The organism is Roseibium sp. MMSF_3544, assembly GCF_030732845.1.
Lineage (GTDB): Bacteria > Pseudomonadota > Alphaproteobacteria > Rhizobiales > Stappiaceae > Roseibium.
On the sequence record NZ_JASHKA010000005.1, the window covers coordinates 121,440 to 141,282 of the forward strand.

18 protein-coding genes are annotated in these 19,843 nt (G+C 56.9%); 13 read left to right on the forward strand and 5 right to left on the reverse strand.

Annotated features, from left to right (window positions below; all coding sequences use genetic code 11):
• Positions 1–61 precede the first annotated feature (61 nt).
• The 3 genes from RBB47_RS09310 (at position 62) to RBB47_RS09320 (ending at position 3,329) form a co-directional block, all read left to right on the forward strand.
• A complete protein-coding gene (locus tag RBB47_RS09310; RefSeq protein WP_305985504.1) occupies positions 62–724 on the forward strand; it encodes a protein-L-isoaspartate O-methyltransferase in 663 nt (220 codons plus the stop codon).
• 251 nt (positions 725–975) lie between these two features.
• Positions 976–2,319, forward strand: coding sequence for a TolC family outer membrane protein (locus tag RBB47_RS09315; RefSeq protein WP_305985673.1), 1,344 nt, complete (start codon positions 976–978; stop codon positions 2,317–2,319).
• A 275-nt stretch (positions 2,320–2,594) separates the two neighbouring features.
• Positions 2,595–3,329 carry a PopZ family protein gene (locus RBB47_RS09320; RefSeq protein WP_305985505.1) on the forward strand — a complete coding sequence of 245 codons (735 nt, stop codon included), beginning with the start codon at positions 2,595–2,597 and terminating at the stop codon, positions 3,327–3,329.
• A 14-nt stretch (positions 3,330–3,343) separates the two neighbouring features.
• Here RBB47_RS09320 and RBB47_RS09325 read toward each other — a convergent pair whose 3' ends face one another.
• Positions 3,344–3,790: a DUF1284 domain-containing protein gene (locus RBB47_RS09325; RefSeq protein WP_305985506.1), complete on the reverse strand. Its 447-nt coding sequence runs from the start codon at positions 3,788–3,790 to the stop codon at positions 3,344–3,346.
• A gap of 182 nt (positions 3,791–3,972) precedes the next feature.
• On the opposite strand from RBB47_RS09325, the gene RBB47_RS09330 reads away from it, so the two are divergent.
• Both RBB47_RS09330 and RBB47_RS09335 read left to right on the forward strand, forming a co-directional pair.
• Complete coding sequence (locus tag RBB47_RS09330; RefSeq protein ID WP_305985507.1) at positions 3,973–6,903, forward strand: valine--tRNA ligase; 2,931 nt, start codon at positions 3,973–3,975, stop codon at positions 6,901–6,903.
• Positions 6,904–7,173: 270 nt separating this feature from the next.
• On the forward strand, positions 7,174–7,722 hold the full coding sequence (locus tag RBB47_RS09335; protein WP_305985508.1) for a DUF2155 domain-containing protein: 549 nt from the start codon (positions 7,174–7,176) through the stop codon (positions 7,720–7,722).
• A 12-nt stretch (positions 7,723–7,734) separates the two neighbouring features.
• Here RBB47_RS09335 and RBB47_RS09340 read toward each other — a convergent pair whose 3' ends face one another.
• Together RBB47_RS09340 and RBB47_RS09345 are read right to left on the reverse strand one after the other, a co-directional pair.
• On the reverse strand, positions 7,735–8,208 hold the full coding sequence (locus RBB47_RS09340; protein WP_305985509.1) for a GNAT family N-acetyltransferase: 474 nt from the start codon (positions 8,206–8,208) through the stop codon (positions 7,735–7,737).
• Positions 8,209–8,252: 44 nt separating this feature from the next.
• Positions 8,253–8,921 carry an alpha/beta hydrolase gene (locus tag RBB47_RS09345; protein ID WP_305985510.1) on the reverse strand — a complete coding sequence of 223 codons (669 nt, stop codon included), beginning with the start codon at positions 8,919–8,921 and terminating at the stop codon, positions 8,253–8,255.
• A gap of 298 nt (positions 8,922–9,219) precedes the next feature.
• Between RBB47_RS09345 and RBB47_RS09350 the strand changes: the two genes are divergently transcribed.
• The 8 genes from RBB47_RS09350 (at position 9,220) to tenA (ending at position 17,074) form a co-directional block, all read left to right on the forward strand.
• A complete protein-coding gene (locus RBB47_RS09350) occupies positions 9,220–10,389 on the forward strand; it encodes a cysteine desulfurase family protein (RefSeq protein ID WP_305985511.1) in 1,170 nt (389 codons plus the stop codon).
• A gap of 108 nt (positions 10,390–10,497) precedes the next feature.
• The gene (sufB, locus tag RBB47_RS09355; RefSeq protein ID WP_305985512.1) at positions 10,498–11,970 is read left to right on the forward strand and encodes a Fe-S cluster assembly protein SufB; all 1,473 of its coding nucleotides are present in this window, start codon (positions 10,498–10,500) and stop codon (positions 11,968–11,970) included.
• A gap of 65 nt (positions 11,971–12,035) precedes the next feature.
• The gene (sufC, locus tag RBB47_RS09360; RefSeq protein ID WP_305985513.1) at positions 12,036–12,788 is read left to right on the forward strand and encodes a Fe-S cluster assembly ATPase SufC; all 753 of its coding nucleotides are present in this window, start codon (positions 12,036–12,038) and stop codon (positions 12,786–12,788) included.
• Between the two features lie 14 nt (positions 12,789–12,802).
• Complete coding sequence (sufD, locus tag RBB47_RS09365; protein ID WP_305985514.1) at positions 12,803–14,122, forward strand: Fe-S cluster assembly protein SufD; 1,320 nt, start codon at positions 12,803–12,805, stop codon at positions 14,120–14,122.
• Positions 14,123–14,256: 134 nt separating this feature from the next.
• Positions 14,257–15,513: a cysteine desulfurase gene (locus tag RBB47_RS09370; RefSeq protein ID WP_305985515.1), complete on the forward strand. Its 1,257-nt coding sequence runs from the start codon at positions 14,257–14,259 to the stop codon at positions 15,511–15,513.
• Between the two features lie 13 nt (positions 15,514–15,526).
• Positions 15,527–15,922, forward strand: coding sequence for an SUF system Fe-S cluster assembly protein (locus RBB47_RS09375; protein ID WP_305985516.1), 396 nt, complete (start codon positions 15,527–15,529; stop codon positions 15,920–15,922).
• Positions 15,923–16,022: 100 nt separating this feature from the next.
• Positions 16,023–16,373 (forward strand): Fe-S cluster assembly scaffold SufA, encoded by a 351-nt coding sequence (sufA, locus tag RBB47_RS09380; protein ID WP_305985517.1) that lies wholly within the window; start codon positions 16,023–16,025, stop codon positions 16,371–16,373.
• Positions 16,374–16,411: 38 nt separating this feature from the next.
• A complete protein-coding gene (gene tenA / locus RBB47_RS09385; RefSeq protein WP_305985518.1) occupies positions 16,412–17,074 on the forward strand; it encodes a thiaminase II in 663 nt (220 codons plus the stop codon).
• Positions 17,075–17,105: 31 nt separating this feature from the next.
• Here tenA and RBB47_RS09390 read toward each other — a convergent pair whose 3' ends face one another.
• Together RBB47_RS09390 and RBB47_RS09395 are read right to left on the reverse strand one after the other, a co-directional pair.
• Positions 17,106–18,167, reverse strand: coding sequence for a GGDEF domain-containing protein (locus RBB47_RS09390; protein WP_305985519.1), 1,062 nt, complete (start codon positions 18,165–18,167; stop codon positions 17,106–17,108).
• 122 nt (positions 18,168–18,289) lie between these two features.
• The gene (locus RBB47_RS09395) at positions 18,290–19,735 is read right to left on the reverse strand and encodes a DEAD/DEAH box helicase (protein WP_305985520.1); all 1,446 of its coding nucleotides are present in this window, start codon (positions 19,733–19,735) and stop codon (positions 18,290–18,292) included.
• Positions 19,736–19,843: the final 108 nt, after the last annotated feature.

The window sequence follows — 19,843 nt, forward strand, 5'->3', positions numbered from 1 at the left end:
CCTCGCTAATGAACGTCATCAGGAGGCGCCGGTTATCCGGCAAGTCAAAGTGAGGGCCGAAATGACGGACTATAGCCAGTCCCGCCGCAAGATGGTGGACAACCAGCTGCGCACAAACGATGTGACCGATCACCGGATCCTCGATGCCATGGAAGCTGTGCCGCGGGAGCGTTTTGTCCCGGCGTCGAAAAAGGCTGTTGCCTATATCGACGAGGACCTTCCGATCGGACCGGCCGATTCCGGACGCGCCCTGATGAAACCGCACATTTTCGCCAAGCTTCTGCAAATGGCCGACATCAAGTCGGATTACGTGGTTCTGGTGGTCGGTGCAGGCACCGGGTACAGCGCGGCGGTCATTTCAAAGCTGGCTGCATCCGTTGTCGCGTTGGAAGAGAACGAGGATCTGGCGAAATCGGCGACAGAAGTACTGGTCGATCTTGGGATCGAGAACGCTGTTGTCGTCGAGGGCCCGCTCGTGGAGGGATATGCCTCGGAAGGACCTTATGACGTGATTGTCGTAGATGGGGCCGTCGAAACATTGCCGGATGTGCTGGTTGAACAGCTGAAATCGGATGGCCGTCTGGTGGTTGTTGAAGGCCAGGGCGGTGCAGGCACAGCTCGTGTCTACCAGAAATCGGGAGACGCGGTGAGCAGCCGATTCGGGTTCAACGCATCGGTCAGCCTTCTGCCCGGATTTGCGAAAGCGGAAGAGTTCGTGTTTTAGGCGAAAGCCGGTCGCGAGCGGACGGATCTCGTTAACACCTTGCGTGTTATAAAACTGAAACAACAGTTTAACGGGTGTGTGGACTTGTTGCCATAAAGCCGCACTCCCAGAAATTCGGACTTTCGCACTCGCAAACGGTTGAAGATTGATACCCATCAGTTTACTCAACAAATCCGAGTGTGTTGATCCTGAAGGAGCGTTGGGTGTCTTGTCGTACGACAATTAGGGCAGTGGGCATCGCGCTTGGGTTGATGAGTGGCGTTGCCGCCGTTTCGTTGGCTGGAGCTATGGGCTCTCCGGCAAAAGCGGAAACGATTTGGCAATCGCTCGCATTGGCCTATGCAAATAATCCCAGTTTGAATGCTGCACGTGCGCAGTTGCGCAGCACGGACGAAGGCGTACCTCAGGCACTGTCCGGGTGGCGGCCAACCGTATCTGCATCGGCTTCCGGTGGCCGGATTTTTTCCGAAACCGATAATTTTTCGAACGTTCGGAACAATGCGTCGATCTCGTTGACGATCAGCCAGACACTGTTCAACGGCTTCCGCACGGTCAACTCGGTGCGTCAGGCGGAAGCGATTGTACGGGCGCAACGTGAGAGCCTCGTCTCCACCGAGCAGGACACGCTTCTCGATGCCGCGACGGCTTATGTCGACGTGATCCGCGACACGGCCCTTGTTTCCTTGCAGCGCAGCGACCTTGCGTTCCTCCAGGAACAGGTGCGTGCTGCCCGAGATCGCTTTGATGTCGGCGAGGGTACGAGAACCGACGTCAGCCAGGCCGAAGCCCGCGCGGCTGAAGCGCGAGCGAGCCTGAACACGGCGATGGCCAATTTGAATTCGAGTCGGGCGATCTACCGTCAGGTTATCGGAATTGAGGCGCGCAATCTTTCGGCCGATGCCCGGATCGGCAAGTACGTGCCCAAATCACTTGAGAACGCTCTGCAACTCAGTGAGGCGAACCAGCCACTGATCAGGCAGGCTCAGCACCTTGTTGATGCTGCCATCTTCAACGTCAAGGCAATTGAGGGGCAGCTGCTTCCGTCGGTTTCGCTTGATGGCAGCCTGTCGCGCAGCTGGAATCCGAGCGCAAATGCGACGATCACCGACTCGGCCCAGATCTCCGGCACCGTGAGCATTCCGATCTACCAGGCAGGAAGTGTCTCTTCCAGCGTTCGGCAGGCAAAGGAAGATCTCGGCCAGACCCGCCTTCAGCTCGATGTCACACGTGACCAGATCAGGGCGAACGTGATTTCCGCATGGGGCAATTACCAGGCGGCCGAGGCATCCATCGTTGCAGCGCAGGCCGCTGTTGAAGCCCAGCAGCTTGCCCTCGAAGGTGTGATCGAAGAACAGCGCGTCGGTCAGCGGACCACACTCGATGTTCTCGACGCGCAGCGGGAACTGGTCAATCAGCAGTCGAACCTGGTGACCGCGCAACGGAACAGGATCGTCAGCGGATATCAGCTTGTAGCCGCCGTTGGGCGATTGGACGCTGCATCTCTTGGTCTGAATGTCGCCCGCTACGATCCGGCTCAGCATTATCAGGCGGTGAGGGGCAAGTGGTTCGGTCTCACGACACCTGACGGGCGTTAAACGGTCCAATTTCAGCAAGAATCAGACGGCTGAAACCGCTCCGGTTTCGGCCGTTTTCGTTTCTGGGAAGGGCCAGGCTCGTGAAACGGAGGCGTTGTTGCAGCGCGGACGGTTTTCCACTTCTCGTGTGTTTTTGCGGACATAAGAGGGGATAAGGCACCTGTTGCAGGTGCGTTTGCTTTGCGGGCTGAGAGTTGAACAGCATAATTTCGTTTAACGAATCATTCAGTTCGTTTGAATGTGACGGAGCGTAGCTGAATCTCACGGGGGAAATCATGGCAGAGGCGAAAAAGGCTGACGAGCCGTCGATGGAGGAAATCCTCGCATCGATCCGCCGAATAATTTCCGACGAGGATTCGCAAAACGCCGATTCCGGCGAGGCTGGCACGAGTGAAGAAGCAGAAACTCCGGTAGAAGAAGCGGTTGAAGACATGGGTGACGCCTCCGAAATGTCCCAGGACGACCTGGACAAACTGTTTGATACAGCTGGCAGCGGAGACGACGACAGTTCTGATGACGCAGACGATATGGCTGCGGCAATGGAGGCTGACGCCGCCGAAGACGAAGGCGATGACGATGTCCTGGAGCTGACGGAAGAACTTGCTGTTTCAGAAGACGACGAGATGGAAATCGTCGAGGGGCTGGCCGATACGTTCGACAGTCCTGAGGGCGACATCTCGTTTGCGCAGGAACCTGAGCCCGAGCCGGAACCCGAGATTCCGGATCCGGAGCCCATTCCGCTTGCGTCGATGGAAACTGCACCGGTTCCGGACGACCTTCCCGTTGTGGCCGACGACGCGCCGCTCACATCCAACAACACCGGTGAGGCAGTCCACGCGGCTTTCGACAATCTGTCGAACATGTTTGTCGGTTCCCAGGCTCAGACTGTCGAAGAACTCGTTAAGGAAATGCTTCGTCCCATGCTGAAGGCATGGCTCGACCAGAATCTTCCAGGAATGGTCGAGCAGATGGTGCAAAAGGAAATTCAGCGTGTGACGCGCCGCCGATAGGCGACTTTTCGGAACTATGCGTCCTTGCCCTGGCCGGCGCGAATAGAGAGGCGACAAGCCCTGTAGCCGCCATCGGAAATTTCAGAACACAGATCGTACCACTCGCATCCGGTACAGGCGGCGCGGACCGAACCGTCAAGAAACGCTGTCCGCAAAACCGAAATCCGTTCTGGTGTCAGCAGCAAAACACCACCGTTTTCAAGATCAATGCCCAGAACACGGCCGACCTGCGCGAGCGCGCGAGTGTCACGGTCTCGCACGCTGTCGTCGTGACAATGGCACCCGTCTTCTGACAGCATCGGTCGGCAGATATCGTCCGGTCCGCTAACGATTTCAATCGCTTCGCCCGCATTCAGCCGCCGAATGATCTTGTTGTAACCGTGGACGAAGTCCGGCGTGTAACCCTTGCCGAGATAGGTCAGCATGCAAAGCAAGTGGTGCGGACGGATTGAGATCGTCATGTGATCGTTATGACAGTATCGGCGCGCCAACCCAAGCCGATGTTTTGCTATAGCTCGAAACTGGCGCAGATGCGCCGCTTTGTCGGTCGGAAACAACGTCAAACCGGTTGACTTGCGGAGACGCTTCCGATTTACACGGGGGCTCACGAAATTCGAATTCATCCTCCCATTGAGTGACCCTGATGCTGGAAAAGACCTACGATGCGGCCAGCGTTGAGCCGCGGATTTACGAAACCTGGGAAAAGGCGGAGGCCTTCAAGGCCGGAGCTGGTGCCAAGGACGGCGCCTCTGCCTTTTCCATCGTAATTCCGCCGCCAAATGTGACGGGGTCCTTGCACATGGGCCACGCGCTGAACAACACGTTGCAGGACATCCTGATCCGCTGGAAGCGGATGCAGGGTTTTGACGTGCTTTGGCAGCCGGGAACTGACCATGCCGGGATCGCCACGCAGATGGTGGTCGAGCGCGAGCTGATGGAAGCCCAGCAGCCAGGCCGCCGCGAGATGGGGCGCGAGGCATTTGTCGAAAGGGTCTGGGAGCAGAAACGAAAGTCCGAGGGAACAATCCTCGGTCAGTTGAAGCGCCTCGGTGCGTCCTGCGACTGGAGCCGGACCGAGTTCACGATGTCGCCCAACTTGTCAGCGGCGGTCCTCAAGGTTTTTGTCGACCTCTACAATGAAGGCCTGATCTACCGGTCCAAGCGTCTCGTCAATTGGGATCCGAAATTCGAGACCGCGATCTCGGATCTGGAAGTCGAGAATATCGAAACCGACGGCCACATGTGGCATTTCAAGTATCCGCTGGCCGGTGGCGAAACATATGAATATGTCGAGAAGGACGAAGACGGCAACGTCACGCTTCGCGAGACCCGGGACTATATCTCGATTGCCACGACACGCCCTGAAACCATGCTTGGTGACGGCGCAGTCGCGGTTCACCCGAAGGATGAGCGCTACAAGCCGATCATCGGCAAGCTTTGCGAGATCCCCGTCGGGCCGAAGGAAAACCGGCGTCTGATCCCGATCATCACCGATGACTATCCGGATCCGGAGTTTGGCTCCGGTGCGGTCAAAATCACCGGTGCGCATGATTTCAACGACTATGGCGTTGCGCAGCGGAACAACATTCCGATGTATCGCCTGATGGACACCAAGGGTGCAATGCGTGCCGACGGTGCACCATATGCCGAAGAAGCGTCAAAAGCGCAGGCGATTATCGACGGCGCGAAGTTGACCATCAACGAGGTTGACCTCATCAACATCGTACCGGACGACCTGCGCGGTCTTGACCGTTTCGAGGCGCGCAAGCGCGTCATCGAGCAGATCACGGCGGAAGGCCTCGCCGTTACGGTTCCTGCCAATCACCCTGAAGTTGCGTGGATGAAGGGACAGGCACCGGAGTGGCATCCGCTGGGGCGGGCAATTGTCCGGCCGCTGGAGGAAGATGCCGAGGGGCCGGCCGAACTGCCGCTGGTGGAATCCAAGAAGATCATGCAGCCTTTCGGCGACCGCTCGAAGGTCGTGATTGAGCCGATGTTGACGGACCAGTGGTTCGTTGATGCGAAAACGCTCGCCGGACCTGCGCTGAAAGCCGTTCAGGACGGAACCACGAAATTCGTCCCCGAGAATTGGGACAAGACCTATTTCAACTGGCTGAACGACATCCAGCCCTGGTGCATTTCGCGCCAGCTCTGGTGGGGCCACCAGATCCCGGTCTGGTACGATGAAGACGGTAACGAATACTGCGCCCAGACGGAGGAAGAGGCTCTAGAAAAGGCTGGCGGCAAGGCCCTTACGAGGGATGAGGACGTTCTCGATACCTGGTTCTCCTCGGCGCTGTGGCCGTTCTCAACACTCGGTTGGCCGCACAAGACGCCGGAGCTTGAGCGCTACTACAAGACAGATGTTCTGGTGACCGGGTTCGACATCATCTTCTTCTGGGTTGCCCGGATGATGATGCAGGGCATTCACTTCATGGATGAGGTGCCGTTTCACACGGTCTATATCAACTCCATCGTTGTCGACAGGGCCGGGAAAAAGATGTCGAAGTCTCTCGGCAACGTCCTCGACCCACTTGAGCTGATTGACACCTATGGCGCTGACGCGACCCGATTTGCGCTTGCAAGCCAGGAGGTTCAGTCGCGCCGGACCCTTCGCATGTCCGACCAGGCAGCTGAAGGCGGCCAGAGGTTTGCAACGAAGCTTTGGAACGCTGCCCGTTTCGCCGAGATGAACGGCTGCGCCCGCGTTCAAGGCTTCGATCCGGCAACGACCCAGCACACGCTCAACCGCTGGATTGCAACCGAAATGGGCCGCTGTGTTGCTGAAGTCACCGCGGCGCTCGACGAGTACCGGTTTAACGATGCAGCCGGTGCGGTCTACCGCTTCACCTGGAACACGTTCTGCGATTGGTTTCTCGAACTCGCCAAGCCGGTCTTCAACGGCGACGATGAAGCGGCAAAAAGCGAAACGCGGGCGACAACCGCCTGGGCGATCGATGAAATCCTGAAGGTTCTCCATCCTTTCATGCCGTTCCTGACGGAAGAACTGTGGGAGCGTCTCGGAGACGAGGGTGCAAAGGCCGGCAACCTGCTGATGCTGACCGAGTGGCCGGAAGAGCGGGTTTTCGATGCAGCGGCTGCTGATGAAATCAACTGGCTCGTCAATTTGATCTCTGAAATCAGGTCCGTTCGCGCGGAAATGAACGTTCCCGCCGGAGCTAAGGTTCCCGTTGTTATCAATGGTGCCAGTGACATCACGGCTGCGCGGCTGAAAACGCACGAATCTGCAATTCTCCGCCTGGCGCGCGCTGAGTCCGTTTCGCTTGCAGACGCCGCCCCCTCCGGTTCGGCACAGATTATTGTCGGAGAGGCGACTGTGTGCCTGCCGCTCGCCGGGGTTATCGATCTGAGCGCCGAAAAGGCACGGCTGAACAAGGAAGTCGGCAAACTGGAAGGTGATATCTCAAAAATCGAGAAGAAGCTCGCCAACCCGAAATTTGTCGAAAAAGCACCGGATGAGGTCGTCGAAGGCGAACGCGAAAAGGTGACCGAGGCCAAGGCAAAGCTGGACAAGGTTCAGACCGCATTGAACCGGCTGGCGGACATCGGCTGACATATGGCACAGGTTCCGGAGAGGGCAGTGTCTTTTCCGGGCCGCAATTCGGTGCTACGCACCCGAATCTGAAGTTCATCTCGTTCTTCGGCTTGCTCTGAACGGACGTCAGCTTCAAAAGGGTGACTAGCAAGTTTTTGTTTCTAGAGCGTTTTTCGATATTGAAATACACATCGGCGGATGCTGCAAATTGAAGCGTATTTCAAATTGACCACACTAGCGCGACGGCAAAAAAAGCAAGTATCCTAGCACCAGCGACTCAGTAACCTGATGGCAGACGTGATCGAACCAGGAAAATTGGCAAAGCGGATTGTTGCGAGCGCGGCTTTTGCTGCGTTTTTGGCACTTTGTGCAGGCAGCACTGCGCAGGCAGAAAAAATAGAAAACCCTGTTGCAGTATTCTCCGGCCTCGACAAGATCACTGGGCGGATCATTTCGTTCGATGTCTATATCGGGGAGACGGTGCAATTCGGTGCGCTTCAGGTCACCCCCAGAGTGTGCCACACACGTCCCCAGACTGAATCGCCATTGACGACCGGATTTGTTCAGGTCGACGAAATCACTCTGAACAACGAAGTCCGCCGCATCTTTTCCGGCTGGATGTATGCCGCAAGCCCGGGCCTGCACGCAGTTGAGCATCCCGTCTATGATATCTGGTTGACCAACTGCAAACTGGCGTCAACGGTTCCGCCGCCCGAGGACTATGACGGGCCGCCGATCAAAGGCGTTGTTGCAGAGGGCGAAGATCCGCTGGCGGGCCCGGATGATGGCGTTGACAGCGGTCCCGCCATTCCCAGAAAAAAACCGTTTCAGGGTTAGGAAACACGCCCTTCAGGAAACCCTGCGCGGGGCGTAACCCGGTTGTCTCATCTCGAACCCGGTCTTGGTCGTCTTGAAGCCAAGTGTCTCATAGAACCTGTGGGCGTTGTGATTCTGCGCGCCGGACAGCAGCATCACCTTGAAACAGCCGGCATCCCAGCAGTGATCGATTGCATTTTCCATCATTCGTTTGCCGATGCCCCGTCCTCGGCACGAGGACAGGGTGACAACATTTTCGATCATCGCGTAGGAAGCGCAGCCTCTTGTAAGATTGGGCACGATGACAAGCGTGAGAGTCGCCACCGCTTCTCCGGCAAGAAAGCCGAGCAGAATTGTCAGGCCGGGCTGATCGAGCATGATTTGAAAGGTTTGCTCGCGCTGCTCTGCTGTCGCACGAACATCTTCGGGGTTGAGATCGTGGTAGAGCGCTAGAATGTCGGCAAGGTCGTCGGGGCGAGCGGGCCGGATCAGCAATTGGTCAGGCATAAACAAAAAAGCCCGCCGGACAGGCGGGCTCTCCAGAAGCAGTCTCAGTCGATGTCGACATAATCATCTGGCGTGAGGCCAAGCCGTCCGTCGACATATGTGCCGCAACGACCGAGGAGCTCATCCATGTCATTTTCGAAAAAGTGATTGGCACCGGGAATTGTCGCATGGTCGATCACGATGCCCTTTTGGGTCTTCAGCTTGTCGACCAAGGTCTGGACATCTTTTTGCGGAACAACCTTGTCATTGTCGCCGTGAATGATCAGGCCGGAGGACGGGCAGGGAGCCAGGAACGAGAAATCGTGCAAGTTCGCGGGCGGTGCCACAGAGATGAAGCCTTCGACTTCCGGACGGCGCATCAATAGCTGCATGCCGATCCAGGCGCCGAACGAAAACCCGCCGATCCAGCAGGCGCGGGCGTCCGGATGCACGGTCTGGACCCAATCGAGCGCTGCAGCCGCGTCGGAAAGTTCTCCCTGCCCATGATCGAAAGCGCCTTGCGACCGGCCGACACCGCGGAAATTGAACCGCAGAACCGCAAAACCGCGCCGTGCGAACATGTAGTACATCTGATAGACGATCTGGTTGTTCATTGTCCCGCCGAATTGCGGGTGGAGATGCAAAACCAGAGCGATTGGCGCGTTGCGTTTTTTGGCGGGATGGAACCGGCCCTCGAGCCGGCCGGCGGGACCGTTAAAGATCACCTCAGGCATGAAGCGCTATGTCCTTGTCATTTTGTCGCGCCGATGATGGGAGGCGCACGAAATTGAGTTTTATATACGTGATTTCCCGTAAGTCTAAACTTGACTCTTTGCCTCCAAGTTTCTAGAACCTTGTTTAGAATTATTCGAAAGTTTGCGTCACACTCCGAAGACAGGCAACGCTCGGTTCGACCGGTTGGGGGGTGTTATCGTCATCACAGCGAAAAATTTCAAGTTTTTCGAACATGTGTTTGGCATTTCAGCGAATTTTCGATGCATGGAAACCGCTGAAACCGACCGTTGAGACCTGATGCCGCATCACTCAGCCCCGATTTATCTCGATTTCAACGCCGGTGCGCCGATGCGCACAAGCGTACGCGAGAGCATGGTCGAGGCTCTGGATGACACGGGAAACGCGTCTTCTGTGCATTCACACGGTAGACGAGCGCGTGGGCGCATCGAAGCCGCAAGGGAAGACGTTGCGCGCTTGTGTGGCGCGCGGGCGCGCGCCGTAACCTTCGTTTCGGGCGGAACGGAGGCCAACGTGACGGCGCTTACGCCGGTCTGGCAGGATCAGGGCGCGCCGGTCTATCTGGACAAGCTGTTCATGAGCGCCATTGAGCATCCGTCCGTCATGACGGGTGGACGCTTCCCGGTTGCCGATCAGGCCGTTGTCCCGGTTGACACGAACGGTGTGATCCTCCCGGAAGCACTGAAGCAGGTGGCCAAGGACGCCGAGCCGAGCCTGATCTCCGTGATGGCGGCAAACAACGAGACCGGCGTCATCCAACCGCTGGCCGAAATTGGCGCGATCGCGCAAGAACATGGTCACTTCTTCCACGTGGACGCCGTGCAGGCGGCAGGACGGATGCCGATCGATCTGGACAGCTGGCAAGCCGATGCGGTGACGCTTTCCGCACACAAGATCGGCGGGCCGCAAGGAATAGGCGCCCTGGTCGTGCGCTCAACCGCACGGGTTCCGGCACCCTTGATGATCGGTGGCGGTCAGGAAAACTGGCGCCGGGGTGGAACGGAGAACGTCGCCGCAGTCGCCGGGTTCGGGGCGGCAGCACGCGAAGCACTTGAAGAAACAGCAGATACGCGCCACCTGCTGGAGTTGAAGACCCGGATGGAAGCGGGACTGCGTCGCATTTGTCCGTCAACGATGATTTTTGGCGAAGATGCCGAACGGCTGGCGAACACAACCTGTTTTGCCGTTCCTGGAATTTCTGCTGAAACCGCGTTGATCGCCTTCGACCTGGAGCGCGTATCAGTTTCATCGGGATCTGCTTGCTCGTCAGGAAAGGTATCAGTCTCTCATGTCCTGACTGCAATGGGTGTCAATGAGGATCTTGCGCGATGCGCGTTGAGAGTCAGCTTGGGCTGGAACACAACCGGGACCGACATCGAACGGTTTCTGGACGTCTGGCCGAAGATCGTCGACCGGCTTAATCCGGAGGCACGCCACGAAGCGGCGTGACCGGGGAACATGGCGGAGCTCCGCCAATTAGACGGCGCAGGAGAGAGTTGGTCCTGCCGCCAGCACTATCAACGAACGGGCATCGCGCCCGTCGAATGGAGGCAAGGGATGCCAGCTGTACAGGAAACCATCGATCAAGTGAAAGCTATCGATGTCGACCAGTATAAATACGGCTTCGTGACCGACATTGAGTCGGAAAAAGGGGCCAAGGGTCTCTCCGAAGAGACAATCCGCTTTCTGTCCGCCAAGAAGAACGAGCCGGAATGGATGACGCAATGGCGTCTCGATGCCTTGCGGCGTTTCAAGCAGATGGACGAGCCCAATTGGGCACGTGTCTCCTACCCGAAGATCGATTTCGACGACCTTTATTACTGGGCCGCACCGAAGTCGGTGGAAGGTCCTAAGAGTCTCGATGAGGTTGATCCGGAGCTTCTGGCGACCTACGAGAAGCTGGGCATTCCGCTTGCCGAGCAGGAAATCCTTGCCGGGGTCGAGCCGAAGAACCGCGTCGCGGTCGATGCCGTTTTCGACTCCGTTTCGGTGGTCACAACCTTCAAGGAAGAGCTGAAAAAGGCCGGCGTCATTTTCTGCTCGATTTCCGAAGCCGTGCGCGAATATCCGGACCTGGTAAAAAAGTATCTCGGCTCCGTGGTGCCCGTCACCGACAATTACTACGCGACCCTGAACTCGGCGGTCTTCTCCGACGGTTCGTTTGTCTATATCCCGGAAGGCGTCCGCTGCCCGATGGAGCTGTCGACATACTTCCGCATCAACGAGCAGAACACGGGACAGTTTGAACGCACGCTGATCATCGCTGAAAAGGGATCCTACGTTTCCTATCTGGAAGGCTGCACGGCCCCGCAGCGCGATGAGAATCAACTCCATGCAGCTGTTGTCGAGTTGGTTGCTCTGGACGACGCGGAAATCAAGTATTCCACGGTTCAGAACTGGTTCCCGGGCGACAAGGACGGCAAGGGCGGCATTTACAACTTCGTCACCAAGCGTGGCGACTGCCGCGGCAAGAACTCCAAGATCTCATGGACCCAGGTCGAGACCGGCTCCGCGATCACATGGAAGTATCCGTCCTGCATTCTGCGCGGCGACAATTCCCGCGGAGAGTTTTACTCGATCGCAGTATCGAACGGCTACCAGCAGATCGACAGCGGCACCAAGATGATCCATCTGGGCAAGAACACATCAAGCCGAGTGATTTCCAAGGGCATTTCCGCGGGCAAATCGGAGAACACCTATCGCGGCCTGATCTCTGCGCACCGCAGGGCGTCCAATGCCCGCAACTTCACCCAGTGCGATTCGCTGTTGATCGGCCAGGAATGCGGCGCTCATACGGTGCCGTATATCGAAAGCAAGAACGCTTCGGCCCAGTTCGAGCACGAGGCGACGACGTCGAAGATTTCGGACGACCAGATGTTCTATTGCCTGCAGCGTGGCCTGTCGGAAGAAGAGGCAGTGGCACTGATCGTCAACGGCTTCGTGAAGGACGTCATCCAGCAGTTGCCGATGGAGTTCGCCGTTGAGGCTCAGAAGCTGATTTCGATCAGCCTGGAAGGATCCGTGGGCTGATCACCAGCCAACCCGAATGAACTATTTGGGCTGGAAAAGCCCGCTGTATTACGAGGACATATCTCATGCTTGAGATCAAAAACCTTCACGCACGCATCGCGGAAGACGAAACGGAAATCCTGCGCGGCGTCGACCTGACCGTCAAACCGGGCGAAGTCCATGCCATCATGGGGCCGAACGGCTCCGGCAAGTCGACCCTGTCCTACGTTCTGGCCGGCAAGGACGATTATGAGATCACCGAGGGCGAGGTCCTGTTCAACGGTGAGAACATGCTTGAGATGGAGCCGGACGAGCGCGCGGCAGCCGGTATGTTCCTGGCATTCCAGTATCCGATCGAGATCCCGGGCGTAGCCACCATGGAATTCCTGAAGACGGCGATGAACGCTCAGCGCAAGGCGCGCGGCGAAGATGCGCTGTCCATCCCGGATTTCATGAAGCGGGTGAAGGCAGCAGCCAACCATCTAAATGTCTCCATGGACATGCTGAAGCGGCCGCTCAATGTCGGTTTTTCCGGTGGCGAGAAAAAGCGCGCGGAGATCCTGCAGATGTCCCTACTAGAGCCGTCCCTGTGCGTGCTCGACGAAACCGACTCCGGGCTCGATATCGATGCGCTCAGGGTCGTATCGGAAGGTGTCAACAAATTGCGCTCTCCGGACCGCGCCATGGTGGTGATCACGCACTATCAGCGTCTTTTGGATCATATCGTTCCGGACGTGGTGCACGTTCTGTCGAAGGGCAAGATCGTCAAGTCCGGAGACAAGGATCTGGCGCTTGAGCTTGAAAAGAACGGTTACGCAGATTTCGTTGACGCCGCTTGAGGGAGCACACTGAAATGAATGCCAGCATGCCTGTCAGACACACTCAGGCCGAAAGCGACCTTTTCGAACGCTTTGAAACCAGCAAGTCCGCTCTGAGTGGATCGGTCGCTGTCACCGCGCTTCGCGAGGCTGCCGTCGACCAGATCCGCGATCGCGGACTGCCGCACCGCCGCGTCGAGGAATATAAGTACTCCGACCTTCGCGCCTTCCTGAAGTCGGCGGCTCCGCTTTCCGAAAGCGCTGACGTAGCGGCTGCGAAGGCGGTTCTGGATGCGCAGGACAGCTATGGAGAGCTTGAGCGGTATCGGATCGTTGTCGCCAATGGCGTTTACCTGCCGGAGCTTTCCGACACGGATGCGCTCGCAGGTGAGGGCGTCACGATAACCGGCCTCAATGAGGCGCTGGCTGGTGAACATGGAGCGCAACTCCTGTCATCGCCGAAGTCCGCACTGAATGACGGGCTTATTACGCTCAACACCGCTTTCGTTCAGGGTGGTGTGATTGTCGATGCAGCCGAAGGTGTGTCGCTGTCCAAGCCGGTTGAATTGGTTCAGGTCGCCACATCGCGCGGTGCCCAGGTCACCCGTAACAAGGTGACTGTCGGCAAGGGAGCAAAATTGAGGCTCCTGGAGACATTCGCTGGCGACTCAGGCCAGGGTGAGATCAACTCTGTGTTCGATTACACCGTCGCGGACAATGCATTTCTCGCAACCACCCGGCTTATCATCGGGGGCGGAGACGCTGCCCGCCTGTTCACGACGATCGCAACGCTTGGCGCGGAAGCAGAGTTCAAGTCGCTTGGTTTCATTGCGGGCCCTCGTTTCACCCGTAACCAACAGTTCATCAACTTCACCGGCGAGAATTCCGAAGCGAAAATCTACGGTGTGACGATGGCAGGCGGCGACGATCTCGCGGATCAGACACTGATCGTCGATCACGCCGTTCCTCATTGCAACAGCCGTGAGTTCTTCAAGACCGTTCTCGACGGACGCTCGAAGGGTGTCTACCAGGGGCGGATTAACGTTGCCCAGCACGCCCAGAAGACAGATGGCGAAATGATGACCCAGGCTCTGCTCTTGTCTGAAGAGGCGGAGATGGCAAACAAGCCGGAGCTGGAAATCTTTGCCGATGACGTGATTTGCGCGCATGGTGCGACCAGCGGTCAGATTGACGAAGACCTGCTGTTCTATCTACGTGCCCGCGGTATCCCCGAAGCTGAAGCCAAGACCCTGCTGGTGCTTGCGTTCCTGTCCGAAGCGATCGAGGAATACGACGAAGACGATGTCACGGAAGGCCTGGAATCGCGCGTACGTGACTGGCTGGCAGGCCACTAGACCAACTCAAGTTCGATCGGAAACGGTCGAACAGTGAAAAGTTGATCTTTTTCAGTGTGATAGAACATCGTGTGTTCGGACGAACGCACGATGCTTCAGGCCACTGGCCGATTGGTAACAAGGAGCAGCGCCGCATGACGGTCGCGACTGCACAAGAAACACTTCAGTCCCCCGGCTACGATGTCGAGGCGATCCGCCGCGACTTCCCGATCCTGTCGCGTGAAGTGTATGGCAAGCCGCTGGTTTATCTGGACAACGGTGCATCTGCCCAAAAACCGAAAGCGGTCATCGATGCCGTGACCAAGGCCTATTCGGAAGAATATGCCAACGTGCATCGCGGTCTGCATTTCCTGTCCAATACGGCGACCGACAATTACGAAGCGGCGCGCGAAAAAGTGCGTCGGTTCTTGAATGCCAAATCCGTCGATGAAGTTGTCTTCACGAAGTCGACGACGGAAGCAATCAACCTTGTTTCATATGGCCTTGGTCCGGATTTCTTCGGCGAGGGCGATGAGATCGTTCTTTCGATCATGGAGCACCATTCGAACATCGTGCCGTGGCATTTCCACCGTGAACGGCATGGTTCTGTTCTGAAATGGGTCTATGTGAAAGAGGACGGCACGTTCGATCTCGATGCGTTCGTGGATACGTTGAGCGACCGGACGAAGCTTGTCGCCATCACGCACATGTCCAACGTTCTCGGCACCGTGGTTCCAATCAGGGAAATCTGCGAAATTGCGCACGAACGGGGCATTCAGGTTCTGGTCGACGGCAGCCAGGCGGCGGTCCATATGCCCGTCGATGTTCAGGAACTTGGCTGCGACTATTACGTCTTTACCGGCCACAAGGTTTATGGTCCTTCGGGGATCGGTGTTTTGTGGGGCACTCCAGAACGGCTGAACGCATTGCGCCCGTTCAACGGCGGCGGTGAAATGATCCTCGATGTGACTGAGGACGTGATCACCTACAATGATCCTCCGCACCGTTTCGAAGCCGGAACGCCGCCAATCGTGCAGGCGATTGGCCTTGGTGCCGCGCTCGACTATATGGACGCGATCGGGCGCGAGAACATCGCGCGCCACGAAGCGGACCTGAAGGACTACGCCCACAAAAAGTTGCGGGAAATCAACTCCCTGCGTATCTTCGGCGATGCCCCCGGCAAGGGAGCTATTGTATCGTTCGAAGTGGAGGGGGCACATGCCCACGACGTCGCCACGATCATCGACCGGGCAGGTGTGGCTGTGAGGGCAGGCACACATTGCGCGCAACCACTCTTGGCAAGATATGGCGTAACCTCTACATGTCGGGCAAGCTTCGGGCTTTACAATACGCGTGAAGAGGTGGACGCGCTGTATGAGGCCTTGTTGAAAGCGCAGAGTTTTTTCGGGTAAGGACGGACCCAGCATGGAAAACGCAACGACCATCGACACCAATGCGGACGGTGAAGAGCTGCAGGCGGAAGTTTCCGCGAAGACCACGATCCCGACAGAGGAACTTGATCGCCTGACTACCGACATCGTCGGTGCGCTGAAATCTGTCTACGATCCGGAAATCCCCTGCGATATCTATGAACTGGGCCTGATTTACAAGGTCGACATCGAAGACGACCGGTCCATCAATATCGATATGACGCTCACGGCGCCCGGCTGTCCGGTCGCCGGCGAGATGCCCGGCTGGGTAGAAAATGCGGTTTCAGCTGTGGCAGGCGTGGGACCAGTCAATGTCGACATGGTATTCGATCCGCCGTGGACTCCGGAGCGCATGTCCGACGAGGCGAAAGTTGCACTCAACTGGTATTGAGTTGCAAACCTTTTATCCGGTAAGCTGAACCCCTATATCAGGATTTAGTCATCAGGAGCTGATCGAGGAAAGAATGGCTTCCGCGGGAAAATTCCAGGTCATGAGCATGACCGATTCTGCAGCCGAGCGGGTGAGGGAACTTGTCGAAGATACCGACAAGGACGCCATCGGCTTGCGTGTTGGTATCAAGAAGGGCGGCTGCGCCGGCATGGAATACACCATGGACCTGGTGGAAGACGCCAAGCCCGGCGACGATGTGATCGAGGACAAGGGTGCAAAGCTCTTCATTGATCCGTCGGCTGTGCTCTTTCTTCTGGGAACGGAAATGGACTTTGAAGTGACAAAGTTCCGCTCCGGTTTCGTGTTCAAGAACCCAAACGAAGTGTCGGCTTGTGGCTGCGGCGAATCTGTTTCGCTACAGGCTGCCGATTCAACGACTTTGGCGCGCTGACCCGCTTGGCAACCCAACTTTCCTGAACGAGAGTTTCAATGCAACTGTTTGACCGGCTCAAGTCCCATGCCGCGCCGCAATGGGCTGACTACACGCAACATGCGTTCGTTGAGCAACTTGGGACCGGCAAACTGCCGCTTGCGTGTTTCAAACATTACCTCGTTCAGGATTACCTGTTTCTGATCCAGTTTGCCCGAGCCTACGCATTGGGGATCTACAAGAGCCCGACAGTCGCTGATATGCGCCATTCATTGGAAGGCGTGAAAGCTATTCTCGATGTTGAGCTGGAGCTTCATATCGAGATCTGCGGCAAATGGGGCATGCAGCGGGAAGAAATCGAAAAGGCGCCTGAGGATACGCCGACAATGGCCTACACGCGCTTTGTTCTGGACGCAGGAATGGCCGGCGATCTGCTGGATCTTCAGGCTGCACTGGCACCGTGTATTCTGGGTTACGCGGAAATCGGCAAGAACCTGCAAGGGGCTGGCTGCGATCATCCCGAAAATCCCTATCAGCGGTGGATCCAGGAATATGCGGGCGACGGGTACCAGGAACTGGCGAGTGGATTTGAGGCCTGGTTCGAAGCCACCGGCGCGCAGGTGCTGACCGACGCGCGATACCCGCGTGTTCTGTCACTGTTTGAAAAGGCTTGCAGGCTGGAAAGCGACTTCTGGCAGATGGGCCTTAACGCCGCAGACTGAGTTTCTGGAAACGCGGTTGGGCGCTACTCCGCTAAGCGACGTTTTCCTCGCCGGCAGCGGCTTCCAGGTCTTTTTCTGTTTTGACCAGGTTCCGGCCCGCTCTTTTGGCGGCATACATGGCTTCATCGGCGCGTGAGACGATTGAATGCGCCGTGTCCGTGCTTTCGAAAATGGCAATGCCGACGGAGATTGTCACACGTCCCAGGTTCTCGCCGGTTGAGCGCTTCACCAGTTCTTTCGACATGACGGCAGAGCGGATGCGTTCGCCAATCTGCACTGCTTCTTCAAGGTCCAATTGCGGCAGGATAATCGAGAATTCTTCGCCGCCGTAGCGGCAGGCAATATCCTGGGTCTTGATGTTCTGTTTGACCGCAAGTGCTACCAGACGAAGAACCTGGTCACCGGTCTGGTGACCGTAGGTATCGTTGAACTTCTTGAAGTGATCGATATCCGTCATCAGCAAGGCGAAGCCTCTGCCGGATTCCTTGGAATGATCGATGACTTTCTCGATCGAAACTTCGAAGTGCTTGCGATTGTTGAGCGTCGTCAGTTCGTCTGTCAGGGATTCGTAACGAATCGCTTCGAGCGAGGACTGCAGGTTCTCAATATGCTTCTTGGATTCCAGAAGCTGGCTCTCCAGTTTCCGATTGGATGCCACGGCGTTCTGCGTCGACTTGACAAGATGTGTGACATACAGCTGGAGCTTTTTCGGATCCGCCACACCCTTGATCTTTTCGCCAGCCTGTTCAAGCGCACTGCCATAGTCGGACGTCGCATCCGCGCTCAACTTCAGCGAGTCGATCAGTTCCTCGACGTCTCGTGAAACCTTTGTTCCGACTTCATCAAGTCGGTCGCCCAATCTGGTCGGTGAGAGGAACCGTCCGTAAAGGTTGAGCATTTCATCTGTGTTGATGCGACCGCTGGCTTTTATTGTTTCGTTGACTGCGCGATTCAATCCTTGATTGTATCCGGCCGAGTAAGTGTACCAGAGTTCGTAAGCACGAGGGTATGCCGGCAGCGTGTTTTTCTTGATGTAGCCTATGGCGGACTCACCGTAATTGATGGTCCTTTTATGGTCGTCTTCTTCCGACATAAAACTTCTCTCGCCTTTGACTTGCGAATCCGCCCCACACGGCCACAAGTTATAAGTCCAAACTCGGCTGGAAGTTTTAAGGAGCGGTTAAGCTTAAGGCTTTTCCCGCATCAAAAGTAACGTTAGGAAGCCTTTTTAGGGCGAGGTTCCCGCAACAGGAATGCCGGGATATGAACGCCTGCGCTGAAGGCAGGCTCAGATTTGTCGCTTTTCGGCTTTTTCCCCGAAGCTTTCTGGGGCAGCGTTGAGACTGGCGCCGGTGCAGTATTTTCGGTCTGGGCGTCGATCACGTCGGTTTCCGTGTCACGTGGTTTTGATTGCGAACGGCGGCGGCTGGACGACTTGGCCTGAGACGCATCGTTGTCGTTGCTGGAATCCACGTTCTTGCCACCTTTGCCGGCTCTGCGCCGTGCCTTGCGTTCTTTCGCTGCGGCTTCAAAGTCAATCGGATCTCCAAGCCAGTCGATCGACTTGTTGATAAGGGACTCGATTGCTTCAAGATACTTTCTGTCTTCGCCTGTCACCAGCGTGTAGGCGCTTCCCGAACGGCCCGCGCGGCCTGTCCGTCCAATGCGGTGAACATAGTCCTCCGCGTTGCTGGGAACATCATAGTTGAAGACGTGGCTCACCTCGGGAATGTCCAGTCCGCGTGCGGCAACATCACTTGCAACAAGCAACTTGATGTTTCCTTTACGGAAATTGTCCAGCATCATCATGCGTGTGCGCTGGTCCATGTCGCCGTGCAACGCACCGACGTTATACTCATGCCGTTCAAGCGAACGGAAGAGGGTAGAGACATCGCGTTTGCGGTTACAGAACACAATTGCGTTTTGAAGTTCTTCCGCGTCATCCAGCAATTCGCGCAACGCAGCACGTTTGTCGTAATCCTTGGACGGAGATGCTTTGAGCGCCTGGCTCACATTTTCTGCCGTCGACGAGGTGGGTGCGACTTCGATCCGCGCCGGATTTTGCAGGAAGGTGTCTGTAAGGCGTTGAATCTCCGGCGGCATGGTCGCGGAAAAGAACAGTGTCTGACGGGTGAACGGGATCAGTTTGCAGATCCGCTCGATATCGGGAATGAAGCCCATGTCCAGCATGCGGTCGGCTTCGTCGATGACAAGGATCTCAACACCCTGCAGCAGGAGCTTGCCGCGCTCGAAATGATCGAGGAGGCGGCCGGGCGTTGCAATCAGCACATCCGTTCCCCGGTCAAGCTTCTTGTCCTGATCCGCAAATGAGACACCACCGATCAGGAGGGCGACGTTCAGCTTGTGGTTCGTGCCGTATTTCTCGAAGTTTTCCTGAACCTGCGCAGCAAGTTCCCGCGTCGGCTCCAGAATAAGTGTCCGCGGCATGCGCGCCCGGGCGCGGCCCTTTTCAAGAAGCGTCAACATCGGCAAAGTAAAACTGGCAGTCTTGCCTGTCCCGGTCTGGGCAATGCCCAGAATATCGCGCCGCTCCAGAACTTGCGGGATTGCTCCTGCCTGAATGGCGGTGGGTTCTTTATAACCAGCTGCATCAACTGCAGCGAGGACCTTCTCGCTAAGACCGAGAGTATCAAATGACATAGAGCGGTTTGCCCGGATGTTGTGATTGTTGATAGATGGCACCTAGGTAACCATTGGCGCCATCGTGCGCACACACTACATTCATGCGCTGTGGTGTCAATGCATTGC